General features: G+C 71.5%; 21 protein-coding genes. 11 read left to right on the forward strand and 10 right to left on the reverse strand.

Translation table 11 applies throughout. From position 1 onward, the window contains the following. Positions 1-94 precede the first annotated feature (94 nt). From pncA to GE300_RS01315, 3 genes are all read left to right on the forward strand, one after another. Complete coding sequence (gene pncA / locus GE300_RS01305) at positions 95-688, forward strand: bifunctional nicotinamidase/pyrazinamidase (protein ID WP_154444123.1); 594 nt, start codon at positions 95-97, stop codon at positions 686-688. Beyond that, on the forward strand, positions 685-1,977 hold the full coding sequence (pncB, locus tag GE300_RS01310; protein WP_154444125.1) for a nicotinate phosphoribosyltransferase: 1,293 nt from the start codon (positions 685-687) through the stop codon (positions 1,975-1,977). The genes pncA and pncB overlap by 4 nt, the downstream gene beginning before the upstream one ends. A gap of 378 nt (positions 1,978-2,355) precedes the next feature. Then, positions 2,356-2,889 carry a cupin gene (locus GE300_RS01315; RefSeq protein WP_154444127.1) on the forward strand — a complete coding sequence of 178 codons (534 nt, stop codon included), beginning with the start codon at positions 2,356-2,358 and terminating at the stop codon, positions 2,887-2,889. Between the two features lie 13 nt (positions 2,890-2,902). Here the strand turns inward: GE300_RS01315 and GE300_RS01320 are convergent, their stop codons facing one another. After that, a complete protein-coding gene (locus GE300_RS01320; RefSeq protein ID WP_154444129.1) occupies positions 2,903-3,178 on the reverse strand; it encodes a hypothetical protein in 276 nt (91 codons plus the stop codon). A 104-nt stretch (positions 3,179-3,282) separates the two neighbouring features. Here GE300_RS01320 and GE300_RS01325 point away from each other — a divergent pair, with 104 nt between their 5' ends. The 5 genes from GE300_RS01325 (at position 3,283) to thiD (ending at position 8,108) form a co-directional block, all read left to right on the forward strand. Beyond that, positions 3,283-3,939 carry an HAD hydrolase-like protein gene (locus GE300_RS01325; protein ID WP_154444131.1) on the forward strand — a complete coding sequence of 219 codons (657 nt, stop codon included), beginning with the start codon at positions 3,283-3,285 and terminating at the stop codon, positions 3,937-3,939. Positions 3,940-3,979: 40 nt separating this feature from the next. After that, positions 3,980-5,017 carry a TIGR00341 family protein gene (locus GE300_RS01330; RefSeq protein ID WP_233416692.1) on the forward strand — a complete coding sequence of 346 codons (1,038 nt, stop codon included), beginning with the start codon at positions 3,980-3,982 and terminating at the stop codon, positions 5,015-5,017. Positions 5,018-5,058: 41 nt separating this feature from the next. Next, positions 5,059-6,201, forward strand: a complete 1,143-nt coding sequence (gene dapE, locus GE300_RS01335; protein ID WP_154444135.1) for a succinyl-diaminopimelate desuccinylase — start codon at positions 5,059-5,061, stop codon at positions 6,199-6,201. Continuing rightward, entirely contained in the window at positions 6,194-7,135 is a 942-nt protein-coding gene (locus GE300_RS01340) for a DMT family transporter (protein WP_154444137.1), read from the forward strand. The genes dapE and GE300_RS01340 overlap by 8 nt, the downstream gene beginning before the upstream one ends. A gap of 166 nt (positions 7,136-7,301) precedes the next feature. Next, positions 7,302-8,108 (forward strand): bifunctional hydroxymethylpyrimidine kinase/phosphomethylpyrimidine kinase, encoded by an 807-nt coding sequence (thiD, locus tag GE300_RS01345; RefSeq protein WP_154444139.1) that lies wholly within the window; start codon positions 7,302-7,304, stop codon positions 8,106-8,108. 149 nt (positions 8,109-8,257) lie between these two features. Here thiD and GE300_RS01350 read toward each other — a convergent pair whose 3' ends face one another. The 3 genes from GE300_RS01350 to GE300_RS01360 all read right to left on the reverse strand — a co-directional run bounded on the left by GE300_RS01350 (position 8,258) and on the right by GE300_RS01360 (position 12,025). Further along, complete coding sequence (locus GE300_RS01350; RefSeq protein ID WP_154444141.1) at positions 8,258-9,043, reverse strand: FAD binding domain-containing protein; 786 nt, start codon at positions 9,041-9,043, stop codon at positions 8,258-8,260. A 32-nt stretch (positions 9,044-9,075) separates the two neighbouring features. Next, positions 9,076-11,445, reverse strand: a complete 2,370-nt coding sequence (locus tag GE300_RS01355; protein ID WP_154444143.1) for a xanthine dehydrogenase family protein molybdopterin-binding subunit — start codon at positions 11,443-11,445, stop codon at positions 9,076-9,078. Between the two features lie 97 nt (positions 11,446-11,542). Next, a complete protein-coding gene (locus GE300_RS01360) occupies positions 11,543-12,025 on the reverse strand; it encodes a (2Fe-2S)-binding protein (RefSeq protein WP_154444145.1) in 483 nt (160 codons plus the stop codon). Between the two features lie 230 nt (positions 12,026-12,255). Between GE300_RS01360 and mce the strand changes: the two genes are divergently transcribed. The 3 genes from mce (at position 12,256) to GE300_RS01375 (ending at position 13,209) form a co-directional block, all read left to right on the forward strand. Beyond that, positions 12,256-12,660, forward strand: coding sequence for a methylmalonyl-CoA epimerase (mce, locus tag GE300_RS01365; protein ID WP_154444147.1), 405 nt, complete (start codon positions 12,256-12,258; stop codon positions 12,658-12,660). After that, entirely contained in the window at positions 12,657-12,929 is a 273-nt protein-coding gene (locus tag GE300_RS01370) for a DUF1467 family protein (RefSeq protein ID WP_154444150.1), read from the forward strand. The genes mce and GE300_RS01370 overlap by 4 nt, the downstream gene beginning before the upstream one ends. An 88-nt stretch (positions 12,930-13,017) precedes the next feature. After that, positions 13,018-13,209, forward strand: a complete 192-nt coding sequence (locus GE300_RS01375; RefSeq protein WP_154444152.1) for a hypothetical protein — start codon at positions 13,018-13,020, stop codon at positions 13,207-13,209. A gap of 174 nt (positions 13,210-13,383) precedes the next feature. Here GE300_RS01375 and GE300_RS01380 read toward each other — a convergent pair whose 3' ends face one another. The 6 genes from GE300_RS01380 to GE300_RS01405 all read right to left on the reverse strand — a co-directional run bounded on the left by GE300_RS01380 (position 13,384) and on the right by GE300_RS01405 (position 18,753). Continuing rightward, positions 13,384-14,076, reverse strand: coding sequence for an EI24 domain-containing protein (locus GE300_RS01380; RefSeq protein WP_154444154.1), 693 nt, complete (start codon positions 14,074-14,076; stop codon positions 13,384-13,386). 10 nt (positions 14,077-14,086) lie between these two features. Further along, the gene (locus tag GE300_RS01385; protein ID WP_154444156.1) at positions 14,087-14,665 is read right to left on the reverse strand and encodes a nitroreductase family protein; all 579 of its coding nucleotides are present in this window, start codon (positions 14,663-14,665) and stop codon (positions 14,087-14,089) included. Positions 14,666-14,764: 99 nt separating this feature from the next. Then, a complete protein-coding gene (locus tag GE300_RS01390; protein ID WP_154444158.1) occupies positions 14,765-15,334 on the reverse strand; it encodes an FMN-dependent NADH-azoreductase in 570 nt (189 codons plus the stop codon). 147 nt (positions 15,335-15,481) lie between these two features. Then, on the reverse strand, positions 15,482-16,162 hold the full coding sequence (locus GE300_RS01395) for a GNAT family N-acetyltransferase (protein ID WP_154444161.1): 681 nt from the start codon (positions 16,160-16,162) through the stop codon (positions 15,482-15,484). Between the two features lie 31 nt (positions 16,163-16,193). Next, positions 16,194-17,384, reverse strand: coding sequence for a DUF1501 domain-containing protein (locus tag GE300_RS01400; RefSeq protein WP_154444163.1), 1,191 nt, complete (start codon positions 17,382-17,384; stop codon positions 16,194-16,196). A 10-nt stretch (positions 17,385-17,394) separates the two neighbouring features. Then, positions 17,395-18,753, reverse strand: a complete 1,359-nt coding sequence (locus GE300_RS01405; RefSeq protein WP_233416693.1) for a DUF1800 domain-containing protein — start codon at positions 18,751-18,753, stop codon at positions 17,395-17,397. Positions 18,754-18,820 lie beyond the last annotated feature (67 nt).

The following is an 18,820-nucleotide window of genomic DNA, read 5'->3' on the forward strand; positions in this document are numbered from 1 at the left end:
CGGTCTCTCCCTGTCCGCCCCCGCCCTTGACGCGCCCGGCGCCAGCGGCGAAAACCGCCCGGTGCCCGCCGGCGCGGGCTCTGGGAGGACGCGCATGAGCCAGGCCCTGCTGGTGATCGACGTGCAGAACGACTTCTGCCCCGGCGGCGCGCTGGCGGTCGCGGACGGCGATGCCGTCGTGCCGGCGGTGAACGCGATGATGGACCGGTTCGAGACCGTGCTCTACACCCAGGACTGGCACCCGGCCGACCATCTCAGCTTTGCCGACAACCATCCCGGCGCCGCGCCGTTCTCGACCACCGACATGCCGTACGGACCGCAGGTGCTGTGGCCGGCGCATTGCGTGCAGGGCACCGGGGGCGCGGCATTCCACCCCGACCTGCGGCTGAACGGCGACCTGATCCTGCGCAAGGGCTTCCGCGCCGGGATCGACAGCTATTCCGCCTTCCACGAGAACGACCGCACCACCCCCACCGGCCTCGCCGGCTACCTGCGCGAGCGCGGCATCACCGAACTGACCCTCGCCGGCCTCGCCACCGACTTCTGCGTCGCCTGGTCCGCGCTCGACGCGGTGCAATGCGGCTTCCGCGCCAGCGTGGCGCTGGACGCCTGCCGCGCGATCGACCTCGACGGCTCGCTCGACGCGGCGCTGGCCCGGCTGCGCGACGCCGGGGTGACGCTGGCATGATCGACCTCGCCAAACGCGTCCACGACCACACCTGGAAGATCGACCCGGTGGTGCGCTCGCTGCTGGACACGGATTTCTACAAGCTGCTGATGTGCCAGACGGTGCAGAAGCGGCACCCGGACGTGCGCGTCACCTTCTCGCTGATCAACCGCTCGGCGCATGTGCCGCTGGCGGACCTGATCTCCGAGCAGGAACTGCGCGAGCAGCTCGACCACGTCCGCACCCTGCGCCTGACCCGGGGCGAGATCACCTGGCTGCGCGGCAACACCTTCTACGGCAAGCAGCGCATGTTCACGCCTGAATTCATCGAGTGGTTCCGCACCTTCCGGATGCCCGAGTACCGGCTGGAGCGTGTCGGCGACCAGTACGAGCTGACCTTCGAGGGCCCCTGGGCCGAGGTCATGCTGTGGGAGGTGCCGGCGCTGGCGATCCTGATGGAGCTGCGCTCGCGCGCCGTGCTCCGCCGGCTGGGCAAGCTGGACCTGCAGGTACTCTACGCCCGCGCCATGACCCGCGTGTGGGAAAAGATCCAGGCGCTGAAGGACCTGCCCGACCTGCGGATCTCGGATTTCGGCACCCGCCGCCGCCACGGCTTCCTGTGGCAGAACTGGTGCGTGCAGGCAATGATCGAGGGGCTGGGCCAGTGCTTCACCGGCACCTCGAACTGCCTGATCGCGCTGCGCCGCGAGGTCGAGGCGATCGGCACCAACGCGCACGAGCTGCCGATGGTCTACGCCGCGCTCGCCAATTCCGACGCCGACCTTGCCGCCGCGCCGTACCAGGTGCTGGAGAACTGGCAGAAGGACTACGACGGCAACCTGCTGATCATCCTGCCCGACACCTATGGCACCAAGTCCTTCCTGGCGCGCGCGCCGGCGTGGATGACCTACTGGACCGGGATCCGCATCGACTCGGGCGATCCCGCGACCGGCGCGCAGACCGCGATCGACTGGTGGACGGCGAACGGCCAGGATCCGACCCGGAAGCTGGTGATCTTCTCGGACGGGCTGGACGTCGACAAGATCGAGGAGCTCTACGCCCGCTTCCACGGCAGGGTGAAACTGGCGTTCGGCTGGGGCACGCTGCTGACCAACGATTTCCGCGGCCTCGGCCCCGACGACGGGCTGGCGCCGTTCTCGCTGGTGTGCAAGGCGGTCTCGGCCAACGGCCGGCCGACGGTCAAGCTGTCCGACAACGTCGGCAAGGCGATGGGCCCGCCGGACCAGATCGCCCGCTACAAGCGCGTGTTCGGGATGGAATCGCAAAGCGACGAGGCGCTGATCGTGTGACCGGCACCCGAAGGATCACCGGGTGCGAGCGATGCCGCAGCCTGCCGGCCCAGTGCCAAGTGTTCGGGTAGCGGAATTTTCTCAGCAAAATACAGATCCGGAAGATCGGTCGGCGCGCGGCCACCCACGCGCGCCAGATTGGTGAACGTCAAAGTCTTTCGGAAAGCTCTCCAAAAAAATGTTCAATACCGCTTATCAGCGCCTTCTGGCGAACACTGGGCCACATTTACCTGCGCAACCGATATACTTCATACATGACCCAACGTCAGGTTGATAAGTACATGGCAACTGCTACACTCTATGGTTGACGGATTGAACCCATTGTGTGATCTAATGGAAAAAAAATTCATGCATGAATGAATCAGGGGAGTGTATCGTATGACTTCGGACAACACCGAAGCGCACATACTTTACTTTGCTCAGAACGGCTCTGTGCCGAACAATCCGTCGCTGCCGGTGATGCTGCTGCGCGGCGCATTTACCCCCGGTGCAGACTGTGCGCAAATCCGGCACCGCTTCGCCCGCAACGGCTGGGGCGGGGCCTGGGCCTGGCGGATCTTCGATCACCACCACTATCACCTCTCCGCGCACGAGGCGCTGGTCGTCCGGTCGGGTGCGGCGGACCTGTTGCTGGGCGGGCCGGGCCAGCAGGCGGTGCACCTGAAGGCGGGCGACGCGCTCGTCCTGCCGGCGGGCACCGGGCGCTGCCGGATCGCGGCGACCGGCGACTTCCAGGTCTGCGGCGCCTATGCGCCGGGACAGGACCGGTCCGAGGTGGTCGCCGCGTGCGGCCAGGTTCCGCGCCCGGGCGACCGCGACACCATCAGCAGCCTTCGGGTGCCGGCGATCGATCCGCTGTTCGGCGCCGACGGGCCGCTGGCGCAGCACTGGCGCTGCAGCGCGGCGGCCTGAGCCCGGCGCGGCGTCAGCCCTTGCGCGCACCGCCCCGCAGCGGGCCGGCGCCGGGGCCGGCCGGCGGCGCGGGCTTGCGCGGCGCGGCTGCGGAATAGTCGGTCATCATCTGCCGATGAGCCTCGCCCAGCCGCACGTTCAGGATGTCGAGCAGCATCCGCCGCCGCTCGGCGACGCGCGTCACGTCCTCGTCACCCTGCCGGTCCATCGCCCGCCCCGTGCTGCCCGCGCCGGTCCGCCCGGCGCCCGCGTCGTCCCGCAGTCTGGTGCCCTCGACGGCGGTCCGCAAGGCCGCTCGCGCCAACCCGTTAGCGCCGCGTTAACCCGCGGCCTTGCCGTCGGCGGTGCCGGCCTGTATCCGGGACGGGGCGCAGGCGGGGGGCGAACGATCACATGCTGACGGTCTTTCTGGACCTGGACGGGACGCTGATCGATTCGCGCGAGGGGATCGTGACCAGCCTGCTGCACGCCCTGCGCGAGATGGACGCCGAACTGCCGGCCCCGGCCGAGCTGATCTGGACCATCGGCCCGCCGATCTGGGAAAGCCTGGGCGTGCTGCTCGGACCCGGCGCCGATCTCGACGCCGCCGTCGCTGCCTACCGCGACCGCTTCGGCACCGTCGGCCTATACGAGGCGGACGTGTTCGACGGCGTGGGCGAGATGCTGTCCGACCTGCGCGACATGGACGCGCGGCTGTTCCTGGCCACCTCCAAGCCGCAGATCTACGCCGAGGAGATCGTCGCCCACTTCGGCCTCGGCCCCTGGCTCGACGGCGTCTTCGGCTCCGAGCTTGACGGCACCCGTGCCGACAAGCCCTCGCTGCTGGCCCACGCCCTGGCCGCGACCGAAACCGACCCCGCGCACGCGGTGATGGTCGGCGACCGCCGCCACGACATCGAGGGCGCCAAGGCCAACGATGTCTTCTGCATCGGCGCGCTGTGGGGCTTTTCCGACGAGGGCGAGCTGCACCTGGCCGAGGCCGACGCGCTGGCCGCCGAACCGGAGGAGGTACCCGACCTGGTGGTCGACCTGCTGGGCCTGGCGCCGTGAGCGCGGCACCGCCGGCGCGACTTGCTGCGGAGCGGGGCCGATGGCCACGCGGCTGATCCAGCTTCTGGTGCCGCGCGACGCGGTCGACGCCGCCTGCGGCGCGCTCGGCGACATCGACGCCGCGAACTGGTGGGTGACACCGCTGGCGGCCGACGCCGGGGGCGACGGCGACAACGGCAATGACGGCGACAACTTCCCGCATCGGCGACAGATCTTCGTGCTGCTCAAGCCGGGCCAGGCGCAGCAGGTGATGGACGCGCTGCAGGACGCGCTCGACGACCGCGAGGACTGGCGCCTGCTGCTGCTGCCGGTCGAGGCGATGGCGCCCGAGATCCTGACCGAAGAGGAACAGGAGGAGATGCAGCAGAGCGACCAGCTGCAAGTCCGCGAGGAAATGGTCAGCGAGGTGCAGGGCAACGCCACCCTGAACCGGAACTTCCTGCTGATGTGCGCGCTGTCGACGCTGGTCGCGGCGATCGGCCTGACGCTGGACAACATCGCCGCGGTGATCGGCGCGATGGTGATCGCGCCGCTGCTGGGCCCGCTGCTGGCGTTCTCGCTGGGCAGCGCGCTGGGTGCGCACCGGATGATGGGCCGGGCGCTGATGGCCACCGCCGCCGGGCTGGGCACCTGCATCGCCGCCAGCGCCACGCTGGCGCTGCTGCTGCCGTTCAACGAAGAGGCGCGGATGCTGGACTATTCCCAGCCGATCCAGCTGCGCACGCTGATCCTGCCGCTGGGCGCCGGCGCGGCGGCGGCGCTGCTGACCTCGGCGAACCAGTCCTCGGTGTTCGTCGGCGTCGCCGTCGCCGCCGCGCTGCTGCCGCCGATCGCCGCCGCCGGTCTGCTGATGGGCGCCGGCAACTGGCACGCCGGAGCGCGCGCCGCCTTCCTGGTGCTGACCAACGTCGTCGGCATCACGGTGGCGGCGCAGATCGTGTTCATGGCCAGCGGCGTCCGCCCGCGGCGCTGGTCCGAGCTGAAGGCGGCCGAGACCTCGCGCTGGATCCACCTCGGGGCGATGGCCGCGCTGGTGCTGGCGATGATGGCGCTGGTGTTCTTCTCGAACTGGGTCTGAGCCCGCTTCCCCCCCGCTCGCGGCGCTGCTAAGCACGGCCCATGACCACCGATCCCGTCGATCTCACCGCCCGCCTCGTGCGCTGCCCCTCGGTCACGCCCGAGGACGCCGGCGCGCTCGACGTCCTGGACCGGGCGCTGTCGGCCGCCGGCTTCGCCACCACCCGAGTCGACCGCGGCGGCATCCGCAACCTCTACGCGCGCTGGGGCGAGGGCCGGCAGGGCCGCCGCTTCGGCTTCAACGGCCATACCGACGTGGTGCCGGTGGGCGACCCGGCCGACTGGACCCACCCGCCGTTCGGCGCCGAGATCCACGACGGCTGGCTCTACGGGCGCGGCGCGGTGGACATGAAATCCGGCGTCGCCGCCTTCGCCGCCGCCGCCATCGACTTCGTGACCGACACGCCCCCGGACGGCGCGGTGATCCTGGCGATCACCGGCGACGAGGAAGGCGACGCACGCGACGGCACCCGCGCCCTGCTCGACTGGATGGACCAGGCCGGCGAGCGCATGGACGTCTGCCTGGTGGGCGAGCCGACCTGCCCCGAGCGCATGGGCGAGATGATCAAGATCGGCCGCCGCGGCTCGCTGTCGGCGTTCGTCACCGCGACCGGGGTGCAGGGCCACGCCGCCTACCCGCACCTGGCCGCGAACCCGCTGCCGGTGCTGGTGCGGCTGCTCGACCGGCTGGCCTCGACCCCGCTGGACGACGGCACCGAGCACTTCGACCCGTCGACGCTGGCGATCACCACCGTCGACGTCGGCAACCCGGCGACCAACGTGATCCCGGCGACGGCGCGGGCGACGGTCAACATCCGCTACAACGATGCGCACTCGGGCGCCTCGCTCACCGCCTGGCTGGACGAGCAGGCCCGCGCCGCCAGCCGCGGCACCGACGTCGCGCTGTCGGTCACGGTCAGGAATTCCGGCGAAAGCTTCGTCACCCCGCCGGGGCCGTTCTCGGATCTGGTCGCGCAGGCGGTACGGGCCGAAACCGGCGCCACCCCGGTGCTGTCGACCTCGGGCGGCACCTCGGACGCACGCTTCGTCAGAAAGCACTGCCCGGTGGTCGAGTTCGGCCTCGTCGGCCAGCGCATGCACGCGGTGGACGAGCGCGTGCCGGTGGCGGACGTGCACGCGCTCAAGGCGGTGTACACCCGGATCCTGCAGGGCTATCTTGCCTAGGGTCCAGCCGCTCGGCCCGCACACCGCCCCGGCACCGCGGGCGGGCGGCGACAACATCCCCGCCGGCATCGCGCTGATGATCACCTTCGCGGTGCTGGCGCCCTGGATCGACATCTTCGCCAAGCTGGCCTCGGGGATGGTGCCGCCGGTGCAGCTGACGCTGGCGCGGTTCGTGGTGCAGGCGGCGGTGCTGCTGCCGGTGCTGGCGCTGCGCCGGCGGCGACTGCGCCCGGCGCGCGGGCTGTGGCCGCTGCACGCGGCGCGCGGCGCGCTGATGGCGGTCGCCTCGACCGCCTTCATCGCCGCGGTACAGGCGATGCCGATCGCCGACGCGATGGCGATCTTCTTCGTCGCGCCGCTGCTGCTGACGGCGATCAGCGGTCTGGTACTGGGCGAGGAGGTCGGCTGGCGCCGGCTGACCGCCTGCACCGTGGGCTTCCTGGGGGCGCTGCTGGTGGTGCGCCCGTCGTTCGCGGAACTCGGGCCGGTGGCGCTGCTGCCGCTGCTGACCGCGTCCTGCTTCGTGCTCTATGTGCTGCTGACGCGGCGCGTGGCGCGCGACGAGGGGCCGGTGGCGATGCAGGCCTACGCCGGGATCTCGGGGGCGCTGGTGATGGCGCTGGCGCTGGCGCTGCTCCACGACAGCGGCTGGCCCGCCTTCGCCGCGGTGCGCCCGGCGCTCGCGGGCTGGGCGCTGATGGTCGCGGTCGGCGCCGCCGCCACCACCGCGCACCTGTTCCTGGTCGCCGCCTACGCCCGCGCGCCGGCGCCGCTGCTGGCGCCGCTGCAATACCTCGAGATCGTCTCCGCCACCGTGTTCGGCTACTGGCTGTTCGGCGACTTTCCCGACGCGCTGAAGTGGACCGGCATCGCGATCATCGTCGGCTCCGGCCTGTTCGTGATCTGGCGCGAGCGCCGCGCCGCGCGCGGCTGAGCCCGCCCACGCAGACTTGCCTTGCATTTCTGCCCCCGCGGCGGAACAATTTCCCCGCCCGCGCGTTTATCACCACGGGGGCGTGGCCCCCATGCGCACCGGCGCAGCTGGGGGGACACATGAGCATGACTTCGACGATCGGCACCGCACCGCGGCGGGGGGCGGCATGATTCCGAACCTTCTGACCATCGGCGCCTCGGATCCGACCGGCAGCACCGGCGTGCAGGCGGATCTCAAGACCTTCGGCGCACGCGGCGTCTACGGCATGGCCGTGATCACCGCGCTGACCGCGCAGAACACCCAGTGCAACGGCGGGCTGGACCCGGTCGCGCCCGATTTCGTCGCCGCGCAGCTGGCAGCGGTCGCCGCCGACGTGCGGCTCGACGCGATCAAGATCGGCATGGTGCCCAGCGCGCCGGCGGTGCACCGCATCGTCGAGGCGCTGCCGCCCGACGTGCCACTGGTGCTCGACCCCGAGATGATCTCGCCCACCGGCGCGCACCTGCTGCCGGACGAGGCGATGCAGGCGCTGATGAACGACCTGATCCCGCGCGCCGCAGTGCTGGTCGCGAACATCGACGAGGCGGCGGTGCTGCTGCACATCGATCCCGCCGCCAACACCCAGGAAATGGCTGCCCAGGCGCTGCGCCTGGCCGAGATGGGGCCGGGATGCGTGCTGCTGACCGGCGGCCGGCTGGGGCAGCCCAGCTGCGCCGACGTGATGGCCTCGGCCGAGGGGCTGCGCTGGTTCGAGGCGCCGCGCATCGACGCCGACACCACCCGCGGCTCGGGCTGCACGCTGTCCGCCGCGCTGGCCGCCGAGATCGCCCGCGGCGCCCTGCCCGGCGACGCCGCCGAGGCGGCGAAATCCTACCTGACCGGCTGCATTCGCGCCGGCGGTCGGCTCCGGGTCGGCGCGGGGTCCGGCCCGGTCAACCATTTCTACGCCCATTTCACCGACGTCGAGGCCTGATTTCACCGACGCCCGGGCCCGCGGCAGGGCCCGGTCCGGCCGCAGGCGGGACCGGGGTAAGGACAACGGCGCGCCAGCGCCTCCGGCTGACAGCACAGGGCCCCGGGCGCGTGCGCCCGGGTCCTTGGCTTTTCCGCGTGACGCCCAGCTCAGCTGGCGGCGACGGCGCGCTTCGTCAGCACCTTCACCAGGTGCGCGCGGTACTCCGGAGTGCCGTGCAGATCGCCGATCATGCCGTCGGCGGACACCGTCAGCCCGTCGACCGCCTCGGGCGCGTAGTTGCCCGACAGCGCGTCCTCGGCCTCGGTCCAGCGGAAAACGCCATCCTCCGACGCGCCGGTGACGCCGACCCGCACGCCGTCGGCGTGTTTCGCGACCATCACCCCGACCAGCGCGAAATGCGACGCCGGCTGCTCGAACTTCTGGTAGTTCGCGCGCTCGGGGATCGGGAACCGCACCTCGGTGATGATCTCGCCCTCGTCCAGCGCGGTGGTGAACATGCCGTCGAAGAACTCGTCGGCGGCGATCTCGCGGCTGTTGGTGACCACGGTCGCATTCGCCGCCAGCACCGCCGCCGGGTAGCAGGCGGACGGGTCGTTGTTGGCCAGGCTGCCGCCGATGGTGCCGCGGTTGCGCACCGCCGGATCGCCGATGCGCACCGCCATGCCGGCCAGACCGGGAAACTCCGCGGCCGCCTCGCGCGCCACCATGCCGTGGGTGGCGGTGCCGCCGACGCGCAGCGTGTCGCCGTCGCGGCGCACGAAGCGCAACTCCCTGATGCCGGTCAGGCTGACCAGCACCTCGGGCGCCGCCAGGCGCTGCTTGAGCGTCGGGATCAGCGTCTGCCCGCCGCCCAGCGCCTGCGCGTCCTCGGCCGACAGCGCCTTCACCGCCTCGTCCAGGCTGGTGGGCCGCGCGAACTGGAAATCGTACATGCGAATGTCCTTTCGTCTGATCTGTTCCGGGGTCAGCCCTGCATCGCCTGCCAGACCCGCGAGGGGCTGACCGGCATGTCGATGTGATCCACCTTGTGGCCGCCCGAGTTGAGCGCGTCGAGCACCGCGTTGACCACCGCCGGCGGGCTGCCGATCGCCCCGGCCTCGCCGCAGCCCTTCACCCCCAGCGGATTGTGGGTGCAGGGCGTCTGGCAGGAATGGTCGACGACGTACATCGGCAGGTCGGACGCGCGCGGCATCGCGTAGTCCATGTAGCTCGCCGAGATCAGCTGCCCGTTCTCGTCATAGGCGCAGTTCTCCAGCAGCGCCTGGCCGATGCCCTGGGCGATGCCGCCGTGTACCTGCCCCTCGACGATCATCGGGTTGATGACGTTGCCGAAATCGTCGGCGGCGGCGAACCGGTCGATGCGCACCTTGCCGGTCTCGGGGTCGATCTCGACCTCGCAGGCATAGGCGCCCGCCGGGAAGGTGAAGTTCGCCGGATCGTAGAACGCGGTCTCCTCCAGCCCCGGCTCGAGGTCCTCCAGCGGGTAGTTGTGCGGCACATAGGCCGCCAGGCACACGTCGCCCCAGGCCACCGTCTTGTCGGTGCCGGCGACGGTGAACGTGCCGTCCGCCAGATCGACGTCGGCCTCGGCGGCCTCCATCAGGTGCGCTGCGATCTTCTTGGCCTTGTTGATGATCTTCTCGGTCGCCCGCACCACCGCCGAGCCGCCAACCGCGATCGACCGCGAGCCCGAGGATCCCATGCCCATCGGCGTGTGCGCGGTGTCGCCCTGCACCACCTCGATCATGGTCTCGTCGATGCCGATCATCTCGGCGACCACCTGCGCGAAGGTGGTCTCGTGGCCCTGCCCGTGCGCCTTGGTGCCGGCCATCACCACCAGACCGCCGGTCGCGTTCACCCGCACTGTGGCGCTGTCGTAGAACCCGGCGCGCGCGCCGAGCTGCCCGACCAGGTTCGACGGCGCGATGCCGCAGGCCTCGATGTAGGTGTTGACCCCCAGCCCGCGCAGCAGCCCGTTCGCCTCGCTCTGCTTGCGCCGCGCCTCGAAGCCGGCAAGGTCGGCGATCTCGATCAGCTTGTCCAGTACCGCGCCGTAGTCGCCGGTGTCGTACTCGACCGCGACCGGCGTGGCATAGGGGAAGTCCTCGGGCTGGACGAAGTTGCGCCGCCGCAGCTCGATCGGGTCGATGCCCAGCTCGCGCGCCGCCTTGTCGATCACCCGCTCCAGCTGATAGGTCGCCTCGGGGCGGCCGGCGCCGCGATAGGCGTCCACCGGCACGGTGTTGGTGAACACGGTGCGGACGTTGACGTAGATCAGCGGCGTCTTGTAGTTGCCGGCCATCAGCGTGCCGTGCAGATAGGTCGGCGTGACCGAGCCGATGGTCGACAGGTACGCGCCCAGGTTGGCCAGCGTGTCGGTGCGCAGCGCCAGGAACGTGCCGTCGTCGTCGAGCGCCAGCTCGATCTTCGTCACGTGATCCCGGCCGTGCTTGTCGCTGACGAACGCCTCGGATCGGGTCGAGGCCCACTTCACCGGGCGCCGCAGCTGGATCGAGGCGAACATGCAGGCGACCTCCTCGTTGTAGAGGAAGATCTTCGAGCCGAACGCGCCGCCGACGTCCGGCGCCACCACCCGCAGCTTGTGCTCCGGGATCCCCAGCACGAACGCGCCCATCAGCAGACGGATCAGGTGCGGGTTCTGCGAGGTCAGGTACAGCGTGTGGTCGCCGGTCGAGGCGTCGAAGTCGGCGATGGCGACGCGCGGCTCCATCGGGTTCGCCACCAGGCGGTTGTTGACCAGCTCCAGGGTGGTGACGTGCGGCGCGTTGCGGATCGCCTCGTCGACGGCGTCGCGGTTGTCCTCGACGAAGCCCCAGTCGAAGCACAGGTTCGCCGGCACCTCGTCGTGCACCAGCGGCCCGTCGCCGGACACCGCGGCCTTCATGTCCAGCACCGGCGGCAGGTCCTCGATCTCGACCTCGACCGCCTCGGCGGCGTCGCGCGCCTGCTCGACGGTGTCCGCCACCACGAAGGCGATCGGCTCGCCGACATGCCGCACCTTGCCCTCGGCCAGCACCGGGTGCTTGGGCTCGTGCATCGGGTTGCCGAAGCGGTCGGTGATCTGCCAGCCGCAGGGCAGGCCGCCGGCCGATTCCAGGTCGGCGGCGGTGAACACCCGGTGCACGCCGGGCATCGCCGCGGCCGCTTCGGTGGCGACGCGCTTCAGCATGCCGTGCGCGACCTCGCTGCGCACGAAATAGCCGTGCAGCTGGCCCTGCAGGTTGATGTCGTCGGTGTACCTGCCCTTGCCGGTCAGAAACCGCACGTCCTCGCGGCGCTTGCTGCTGGCGCCGATCCCGAAATCCTTTGGCATGTCGCTTCACTCCCTGGCGGGGCGCTGGCGCCCCTTGTGCTGCCGGGATGGCGCGGCGCGCCGGCCGCGGTTCCCGGTTCGCTTTGCGATTGGTCGCCTATTCGGCAGCGACGGGCCGCATCTCGGCGGCGGCCGCCGCGATAGCCTTGACGATGTTGTGATAGCCGGTGCAGCGGCAGATGTTGCCCTGCAGGTACTCGCGGATCTCGGCCTCGGACGGGTCCGGATTCTCGGCCAGCAGCGCGTGCGCGCTCATCACCATGCCGGGGGTGCAGAAGCCGCACTGCAGGCCGTGATGTTCCTGGAACGCCTTCTGCACCGGGCTCATGGTGCCGTCGGCGGCGGCGATGCCCTCGATGGTGGTGACCTCGGCGCCCTCGGCCTCGGCGGCGAACATGGTGCAGGCCTTGACCGCCTGGCCGTCGACGTGGACCACGCAGGCGCCGCACTGGCTGGTGTCGCAGCCGATGTGGGTGCCGGTCAGGTGAAGGTCCTCGCGCAGGAACGTGGCCAGAAGGGTGCGCCCCTCGACCTCGCCCGAGACCGCCTTCCCGTTCACGGTCATGGATACCTTCGTCATGCGTCACCTCCTTGGCATTCCGGCCCCGCCGCGGTCCGGGCGGGCGCATTCATTGACGCAACCTTGCGCGGAATCGGCAGCGGGTCAAAGCCTTTTCCCGGCCTGCCCGCGCGCCGGCCGGGGCCGGTTTCGCGCGCGGTCGGCCCGGCGCTGCGCGCCCCCGGGCCCGGCGCGCGTGCGGCGGCCCGCCGCGCTTGGCAGCGGGCCGGGAATGGCGCATAAACCGTGGCATGATCGGACGTCTGAACCATGTCGCCATCGCCGTGCCCGACCTCGAGGCCGCGACCGCGCAGTACCGCGACACCCTCGGCGCGCAGGTCGGCCCGCCGCAGGACGAGCCCGACCACGGCGTCACCGTCGTGTTCATCACCCTGCCCAACACCAAGATCGAACTGCTGCAGCCGCTGGGCGACGACTCTCCCATTGCCGGGTTCCTGGCCAAGAACCCGTCGGGCGGGATCCACCACATCTGCTACGAGGTGAGCGACATTCGCGCCGCCCGCGACCGGCTGAAGGCGCAGGGCGCGCGCGTGCTGGGAACCGGAGAGCCGAAGATCGGCGCCCACGGCAAGCCGGTGCTGTTCCTGCACCCGAAGGATTTCGCCGGCACCCTGGTCGAACTGGAGCAGGCATGACCATCACCGGCGCCCTGGTTCTGTTCGCGGTGATCTGGTTCATGGGCCTGCTGGTGGCGCTGCCGCTGGGCCTGCGCACCCATGGCGACGAGGGCAGCGCGGGTGACGGCACCCCGGCCTCGTCGCCGGTCAACGCCAACATCCGGCGCAAGATGCTGCGCGTCACCGTCGTCACCGTGATCCTGTGGCTCCCGCTGAGCGCGCTGATCGCCTCGGGCTGGATCGGCATCGACGATGTCGACATCTGGGGCCGCTACTCCGATCGCTGACCGCCGCAGGGCGGCGGCGGTCCTCGGGATTGGAAACCGGGCCGGCAAATGCTATTCTCGGAAATCGATCACGGGAAGGAGCCTGCCGATGACCCGGACCGCCATCCTTACCGCCGCACTGCTGGCGCTGGCCGGCACCGCCGGGGCGCAGTGCTTCGGCGACCACAAGGCCACCACGGCGCAGACCGAGATGACGCCGGTCCCCACCGCCGAGGCCGAGCAGCCGACCGATCCGCTGCTGCTGCTGCAGGGGGCAGGGAAAGTTTCAGACGAGGGCTGACCGCCCTCCATGCGGTGATCAGACGGGGGCCCACGGCGTTCAGCGGCCGGAAATCTCCGCCAGCATCACCGCCAGCGCGACCGCGCGGATCACCTTGACCGCCCGGTCGCGCCCCGACCGCCCCACGATACACCGCACGATTGACCGCAGGCCGCGCGCCGCAGCCGGCCGCGCTCATCCCGCCGGGCGGCTCAGCCGGTGGAACATGTGCGTGTAGGCGGCGACGCCCAGCACCGGCACCAGCAGGTTGACCAGCGGCACGCTCAGCGGCACCGCCAGCAGCACGCCCAGCGCCCAGACCTGGCCGCGGTGCGCCCGGCGCAGCGCCGCGCCCGGACGGCGGCCCAGCCGGCGCTCGGCCACCAGCTGGAAATACTCGCGCCCCAGCAGGAAGCCGTTGACCACCCAGAACACCACCGGCGCGGCGAAGGTCGACAGCAGGTAGACCAGCAGCGCCGCCGCGTTCACCAGCACCACCAGCGCCAGCAGGCTGACCGCCTCGCGCAGCGCCGCCGGGATGCTCAGCCGCGGTGCCGGCGGCAGGTGCGGGTAGTGCTTCGCCTCGACCGCGTCGACGACGTCGTCGAGGAAGAAGCCGACGCAGACGAAGGCCACCGGCAGCATCAGGAACACCGAGGCCAGCGTCAGCAGCAGGATCCCGGCCCAGCTCAGCCAGTCGGCGGTCAGGCTGACCTCGCCGATCCAGGGCAACGCGAAACTGTCGGGAAACAGCCAGCCGAACAGGGCGAACAGCGCCCAGGACGCCGCCGCCAGCACGGCGATGGTGACGCCCAGCGCCTTCAGCACCGCACCCAGGAAGCGCGCATCGCCCAGCTGGCCCAGCGCACGGGCGACATCGCTCAGCATCGCCGCCGCCTCAGCCGTCGAGCCAGCGGATCTTGGCCGCCGGATCGGGGCGCGGGCGCTCGGGCGGGGCGGCGCCCTCGGTGCCGATCACCACATAGCCGGCGATCCGCGCCGGCGGCGCCAGCGCCAGCCCGTGCTCAAGGAAACCGGGCTCGGTGGCGGTCCAGCCGGTCAGCCAGTTCGCGCCCCAGCCCGCGGCCAGCGCCGCGTTCAGCACGCTCAGGCAGACGCAGGCGGCCGAGGCGCGCTGTTCGACCCGGGGGATCTTCGGGCTGTCGACCGGGCGCGAGACCACCGCCACGATCAGCGGCGCGTCGGCGAACATCGCCGCCTGCTTGGCGGTCTGCTCGGCGTCCTGACCGGCCCGCGGGCCGGCGTCGGTCACCGCCGCGGCCAGCCGGTCCAGCGCCGCGCGCTCCAGCACCAGCAGCTCCCACGGCTCCAGCTTGCCGTGGTCGGGCACCCGCAGCCCGGCCTCGAGGATCGGCGTCAGCGCGGCGCGGTCCGGCCCCGGCCCGTGCAGCGTCCTGGCCGGGCGCGAGCGGCGGGTGAGCAGGAAGTCGAGCACCTCGGGGCGGGAATCGGGCATCGGAAACCTCGGCACGGGAACGTCTGGAAATGCGAAGCGCGCCCCGCTGACCGGGGGCGCGCGCCCGTCTTCGGCCCCGCGGCGGGGGATGTCAACGCGTCAGGCGGCCTCGGCCCGGGTCAGCGCGTCGATGTGCGCGTTCGCCGCCTCCAGCGTCTTGTCGGCATCGTTGCCCAGCGCGTCGGCGGCGACGATCTCGACGTCGGTGATGCCGATGAAGCCCAGCACATGGCGCAGATAGGGCGTGGCGTGATCCCAGGCGCTGCCCACCGGCATGCCGCCCGAGGCGACCACCAGATAGGCGCGCTTGCCGGTCAGCAGCCCCTCGGGGCCGTCGGCGGTGTAGCGGAAGGTCTCGCCGGCGCGCGCCACCTGGTCGATCCAGGCCTTCAGCGTCGCCGGGATCGCGAAGTTGTAGACCGGGACGGCGATGACGATGGCGTCGTGGGCGCGCAGTTCGTCGATCAGCTCGTTCGAGACCTGCATCACCGCGCCGCCGGTGCCGGCGTCGCGGGCCGAAATCCAGTCCTCGGTGACGAAGGGCAGGCCGACGCTGACATCGCGGACGGTGACCGGATCGCCCAGCCCTTCGGCCAGCTTCTCGGCCAGCTGCCGGGTGACCGATGCATCGTGCCGCGCGCTCGATTGGATCAGAAGTGTCTTGGACATGATGCCCTCCGTTGTTCCTTGGATGAGCCTCATGTGATAGGCAGCGACAACTGATGCAATCAGGAGAAAGCCCACAGTTAATCCACAAAATGGAAACAGCAGGGCACCGGTCTGTGATCCGCGTGCGACAGACACGTCGCCCCGCGGTCACAGCGCCGGATCGGTGGCCGCCAGCAGCGGCGCGGTCAGCGCCGACAGCGCCCGGGTCTGCCGGCCGTCGGCGTCGAAGTTCCCGGCCGCCAGCCAGGCCGCGTGCCGGGCGCGCAGCGCCGGCCATTCGCCGTCGATGATCGAGAACCAGGCGGTGTCGCGGTTGCGGCCCTTCACGATCGCCGCCTGCCGGTGCACCCCCTCGAAGCTGAAGCCCAGCCGCTGCGCCGCCCGGCGCGAGGCGTGGTTCTGCGCGTTGCACTTCCACTCGACCCGGCGATAGCCCAGTTCGAAGGCGCGGCCGATCATCAGGCTCAGCGCCTCGGTCGCGGCGCGGCTGCGCTGCAGCCGCGGCGACAGCGCGATATGGCCGATCTCGACTATGCCGGACAGGGGCGTGATCCGCAGGTAGCTGGCGACCCCGGCCGGCCCGGCGCCGTCGTCGAGCGCGTAGAACAGCGGATCCCCCGCCGCGCCCGCCGCCATCGCCCACTCGGCATAGGCACCGGCGTCGCGGAACGGGCCGTAGGGCAGGAACCGCCAGATCCCGGGCGACAGCGCCCACGACATGTGCAGCGCGGCGCAGTGCCGCCGCTCGAGCGGCTCCAGCCGGACCGACGCGCCCTGCAGCACGCCGAAGCTGCGGCCCGGCACCTTCCAGGATGTGATCTCGGTCATCCCCTGCACCGATCACGCCGCGCCCGCGGCGTCAAGCGATCAGCTTGGGGTCCTTGCCCAGATCGACGCCGGGGAACAGCACGGTGTCCAACTTGCCCTTGTCGATGCCGAACAGGCCGCGCATCGCCCAGGCGGCGTAGCCGCGCACGTCCGCGGTCGGCATCAGGTCGCGGTCGCGGTACAGGTTTCCCGCCTTCAGACCCGGCCACTTGCCATGCACCGCCTGGCCGCGCAGCGCGCCGCCGGCGAAGATCGCCGCGCCGCCGGTGCCGTGGTCGCTGCCCCGGTTGCCGTTCTCGCGCACGGTGCGGCCGAACTCGGTCAGGCACAGCACCGCGGTCTTGCCCCAGGCCGGGCCCAGGCCCTGTTTCAGCGTCAGGATCGCGGTCTGCAGCTCCTTCAGCGCGCCGGCCAGCCCGCCGGGCTGGTTCTGGTGCGTGTCCCAGCCGTTCAGCGAGAACGCCGCCACCCGCGCCTGCCCCGACAGCTGCTGCGCGGCAAAGCCGGCCAGCGCCGCGGCGCGGGCGGCCTGGCGCGGGTTCATGGCGTTGCCGTCCTGCGCCGCGGCCAGGGTCATCGCCGCCTCGCCGGCCTGCCGGAACAGCGGGTCGTCGCGGTAGACCGCGTTCAGCAGCAGCTGCGCCTGCGGCGACAGCGCCATGTCGCTGTCCGGCGACCAGGCCGACGCCGGCGCGTCGCCCGACAGCAGCAGCAGGTTCTCGCGGCCCACGGCATAGGCGGTCTGCGCGCTGGCGCCGGGCAGCAGCGACAGCATCCGGTTCAGCCAGCCGTCGCGGCCCGGGGTCATGCCGCCGTCGGGCGAGTTGCCGCCGTTCTCCAGCAGGTCCTGACCGTCGAAATGGCTGCGCTTGTCGCGGTATGGCGTGGACACGGCATGGGCGAAGCTCAGCTCGCCCGCCTGCCACAGCGGCATCAGCCCCGAAAGCTCCGAGTGCAGCATGAAGAACCCGTCCAGATCGTGCGCGCCGCCCGCCTCGCCGGTGCTCAGGTTCCTGCGGTGACCGCGCAGCGCGCGGTCGCCGATCGGCTGCACCACGTCGAGCCCGTCCATCGCGCCGCGCAGCACGATCACCACCAGCCGGTTGTCGCCCGGCGTCACCGCCAGCGTCACCGGGGTGACGAACGGGCTGGCCGCGGCCGAGCAGCCCAGCGCCAGCGTGGTGCCCAGGAACCGGCGTCGGCTGAAATCCAGATCGGTCATTGTCGCCTCCTCAGCGGCGGTTGAACTCGGGCGAGGCCAGCACCAGCGCCACGCCCTCGTGCCGCGTCTCGGCGCCGGCCACGGCGCGGCGCAGCAGCTCCGGGGCCACCGGCCCCAGCGCGGTCTCCAGGAATTCGCGCGGATCGCGGTCGCGGGCGCGCTCCTGCGCCAGCGCCCCGGCCCAGCTGACCCGCGCGGCAAGGCCGGCGGGGGTGATCCAGGCCTCGGGCGCCTCGGGAAAACCGTCGGGGCCGCCGGGCTCCAGGAACGGCTGGCCCATGCGCATCATCGGCACCGTCAGCCAGGCCTCGAACTGCCGGCGGTTCAGCCCCGTCACCTCGCGCGGCGCGGTGCCCAGCGCGCGCAGCGACGAGACCACGAAGTCGAACGGTAGCTTGGCCTTCAGCAGCGGCAGCTCCCACGCGCGCGGCTCATCGACCAGCGCGCGGTACAGCGGCATCAGACCGCCGCCCTCGTCCAGGTAGACCCGGGCCAGCGCGTCGATGCGCGACGGCTCGGGCACACCGCCGATGAAGTGCACCCACAGCTTGCGCGCCAGGTGGCGCGCGGTCTGCGGATGCAGCGCCAGGTCCTCCAGCGCCCGGTCGACGTCGGCGACGTTGGCCTTGCCGCCGCCGTAGCGTGCGCCCAGCACCGTCTCGGCGCCGGGCTCGGCCAGCTGCGGGCGGAAGCGGAAGCCGTCCTCGTCCAGCCCCAGCCCGGTCAGCAGCTCGGCGAATTCGCGCACGTCCTTCTGCGTGTAGCCGGCGTCGACGCCCACGGTGTGCAGCTCCAGCACCTCGCGCGCCAGGTTCTCGTTCAGCCCGCGCTTGCCGCGCTTGCCGGCGATCGAGTTCGGCCCGGTCGAGCGCGCCTGGTTCAGGTAGACCAGCATCGCCGGGTGCTTGGTCACCGCCTTCAGCAGGTCGCCGAAACTGCCGGTCAGGTTCGGACGGATCGCCCGTTCGATCATGTCGTGGGTCAGCACCGCGCGGCGGCGGTTGCCGGCCTCGATGGCGAAATGGTCGGTCCAGAACATCGCCAGCCGCTCGAAGAACCCGGCCTCCGAGCCGACCGCCCGCGCCACCAGCCGCCGGCTGTCCTCGGTCACCGTGCCGACCAGCGCGCGCGAGGCTTCCTTGATCGCCTCGTCGGCGCCGGCCTCGTTGCGCCGGCGCATCCGGCGCGCCTTGAAGTTGGCGTCCAGCATCGCCATCCGGTCGTCCACCGCCGGGCCGGCGGGGGCGGCGTCGTTCCGCGCATCGCGCAGCTGCGCGATCAGCGCCTGCGGCCCGTCGGGCGGACGCTGGCCGGGGTGCAGGCCATAGCCGAATCGGATCGCCGCAAGGGCGGAGGTCAGCGGGGTCATGGGATGGCTCCTGCCGGACGTTTCGCCATTCATACGCGGCGCGGGCCGGGCTCCGTCGCCGCCGTCG

Source organism: Halovulum marinum, assembly GCF_009697225.1.
Classification (GTDB): Bacteria; Pseudomonadota; Alphaproteobacteria; order Rhodobacterales; family Rhodobacteraceae; genus Halovulum; species Halovulum marinum.

Bases quoted from the DNA above. Each gene is read 5' to 3' on its own strand.
- pncA (WP_154444123.1), top strand. From the start codon at position 95: ATGAGCCAGGCCCTGCTGGTGATCGACGTGCAGAACGACTTCTGCCCC.
- pncB (WP_154444125.1), top strand. From the start codon at position 685: ATGATCGACCTCGCCAAACGCGTCCACGACCACACCTGGAAGATCGAC.
- GE300_RS01315 (WP_154444127.1), top strand. From the start codon at position 2,356: ATGACTTCGGACAACACCGAAGCGCACATACTTTACTTTGCTCAGAAC.
- GE300_RS01325 (WP_154444131.1), top strand. From the start codon at position 3,283: ATGCTGACGGTCTTTCTGGACCTGGACGGGACGCTGATCGATTCGCGC.
- GE300_RS01330 (WP_233416692.1), top strand. From the start codon at position 3,980: ATGGCCACGCGGCTGATCCAGCTTCTGGTGCCGCGCGACGCGGTCGAC.
- dapE (WP_154444135.1), top strand. From the start codon at position 5,059: ATGACCACCGATCCCGTCGATCTCACCGCCCGCCTCGTGCGCTGCCCC.
- thiD (WP_154444139.1), top strand. From the start codon at position 7,302: ATGATTCCGAACCTTCTGACCATCGGCGCCTCGGATCCGACCGGCAGC.
- GE300_RS01350 (WP_154444141.1), bottom strand. From the start codon at position 9,043: ATGTACGATTTCCAGTTCGCGCGGCCCACCAGCCTGGACGAGGCGGTG.
- GE300_RS01355 (WP_154444143.1), bottom strand. From the start codon at position 11,445: ATGCCAAAGGATTTCGGGATCGGCGCCAGCAGCAAGCGCCGCGAGGAC.
- GE300_RS01360 (WP_154444145.1), bottom strand. From the start codon at position 12,025: ATGACGAAGGTATCCATGACCGTGAACGGGAAGGCGGTCTCGGGCGAG.
- mce (WP_154444147.1), top strand. From the start codon at position 12,256: ATGATCGGACGTCTGAACCATGTCGCCATCGCCGTGCCCGACCTCGAG.
- GE300_RS01370 (WP_154444150.1), top strand. From the start codon at position 12,657: ATGACCATCACCGGCGCCCTGGTTCTGTTCGCGGTGATCTGGTTCATG.
- GE300_RS01375 (WP_154444152.1), top strand. From the start codon at position 13,018: ATGACCCGGACCGCCATCCTTACCGCCGCACTGCTGGCGCTGGCCGGC.
- GE300_RS01380 (WP_154444154.1), bottom strand. From the start codon at position 14,076: ATGCTGAGCGATGTCGCCCGTGCGCTGGGCCAGCTGGGCGATGCGCGC.
- GE300_RS01385 (WP_154444156.1), bottom strand. From the start codon at position 14,665: ATGCCCGATTCCCGCCCCGAGGTGCTCGACTTCCTGCTCACCCGCCGC.
- GE300_RS01390 (WP_154444158.1), bottom strand. From the start codon at position 15,334: ATGTCCAAGACACTTCTGATCCAATCGAGCGCGCGGCACGATGCATCG.
- GE300_RS01395 (WP_154444161.1), bottom strand. From the start codon at position 16,162: ATGACCGAGATCACATCCTGGAAGGTGCCGGGCCGCAGCTTCGGCGTG.
- GE300_RS01400 (WP_154444163.1), bottom strand. From the start codon at position 17,384: ATGACCGATCTGGATTTCAGCCGACGCCGGTTCCTGGGCACCACGCTG.
- GE300_RS01405 (WP_233416693.1), bottom strand. From the start codon at position 18,753: ATGACCCCGCTGACCTCCGCCCTTGCGGCGATCCGATTCGGCTATGGC.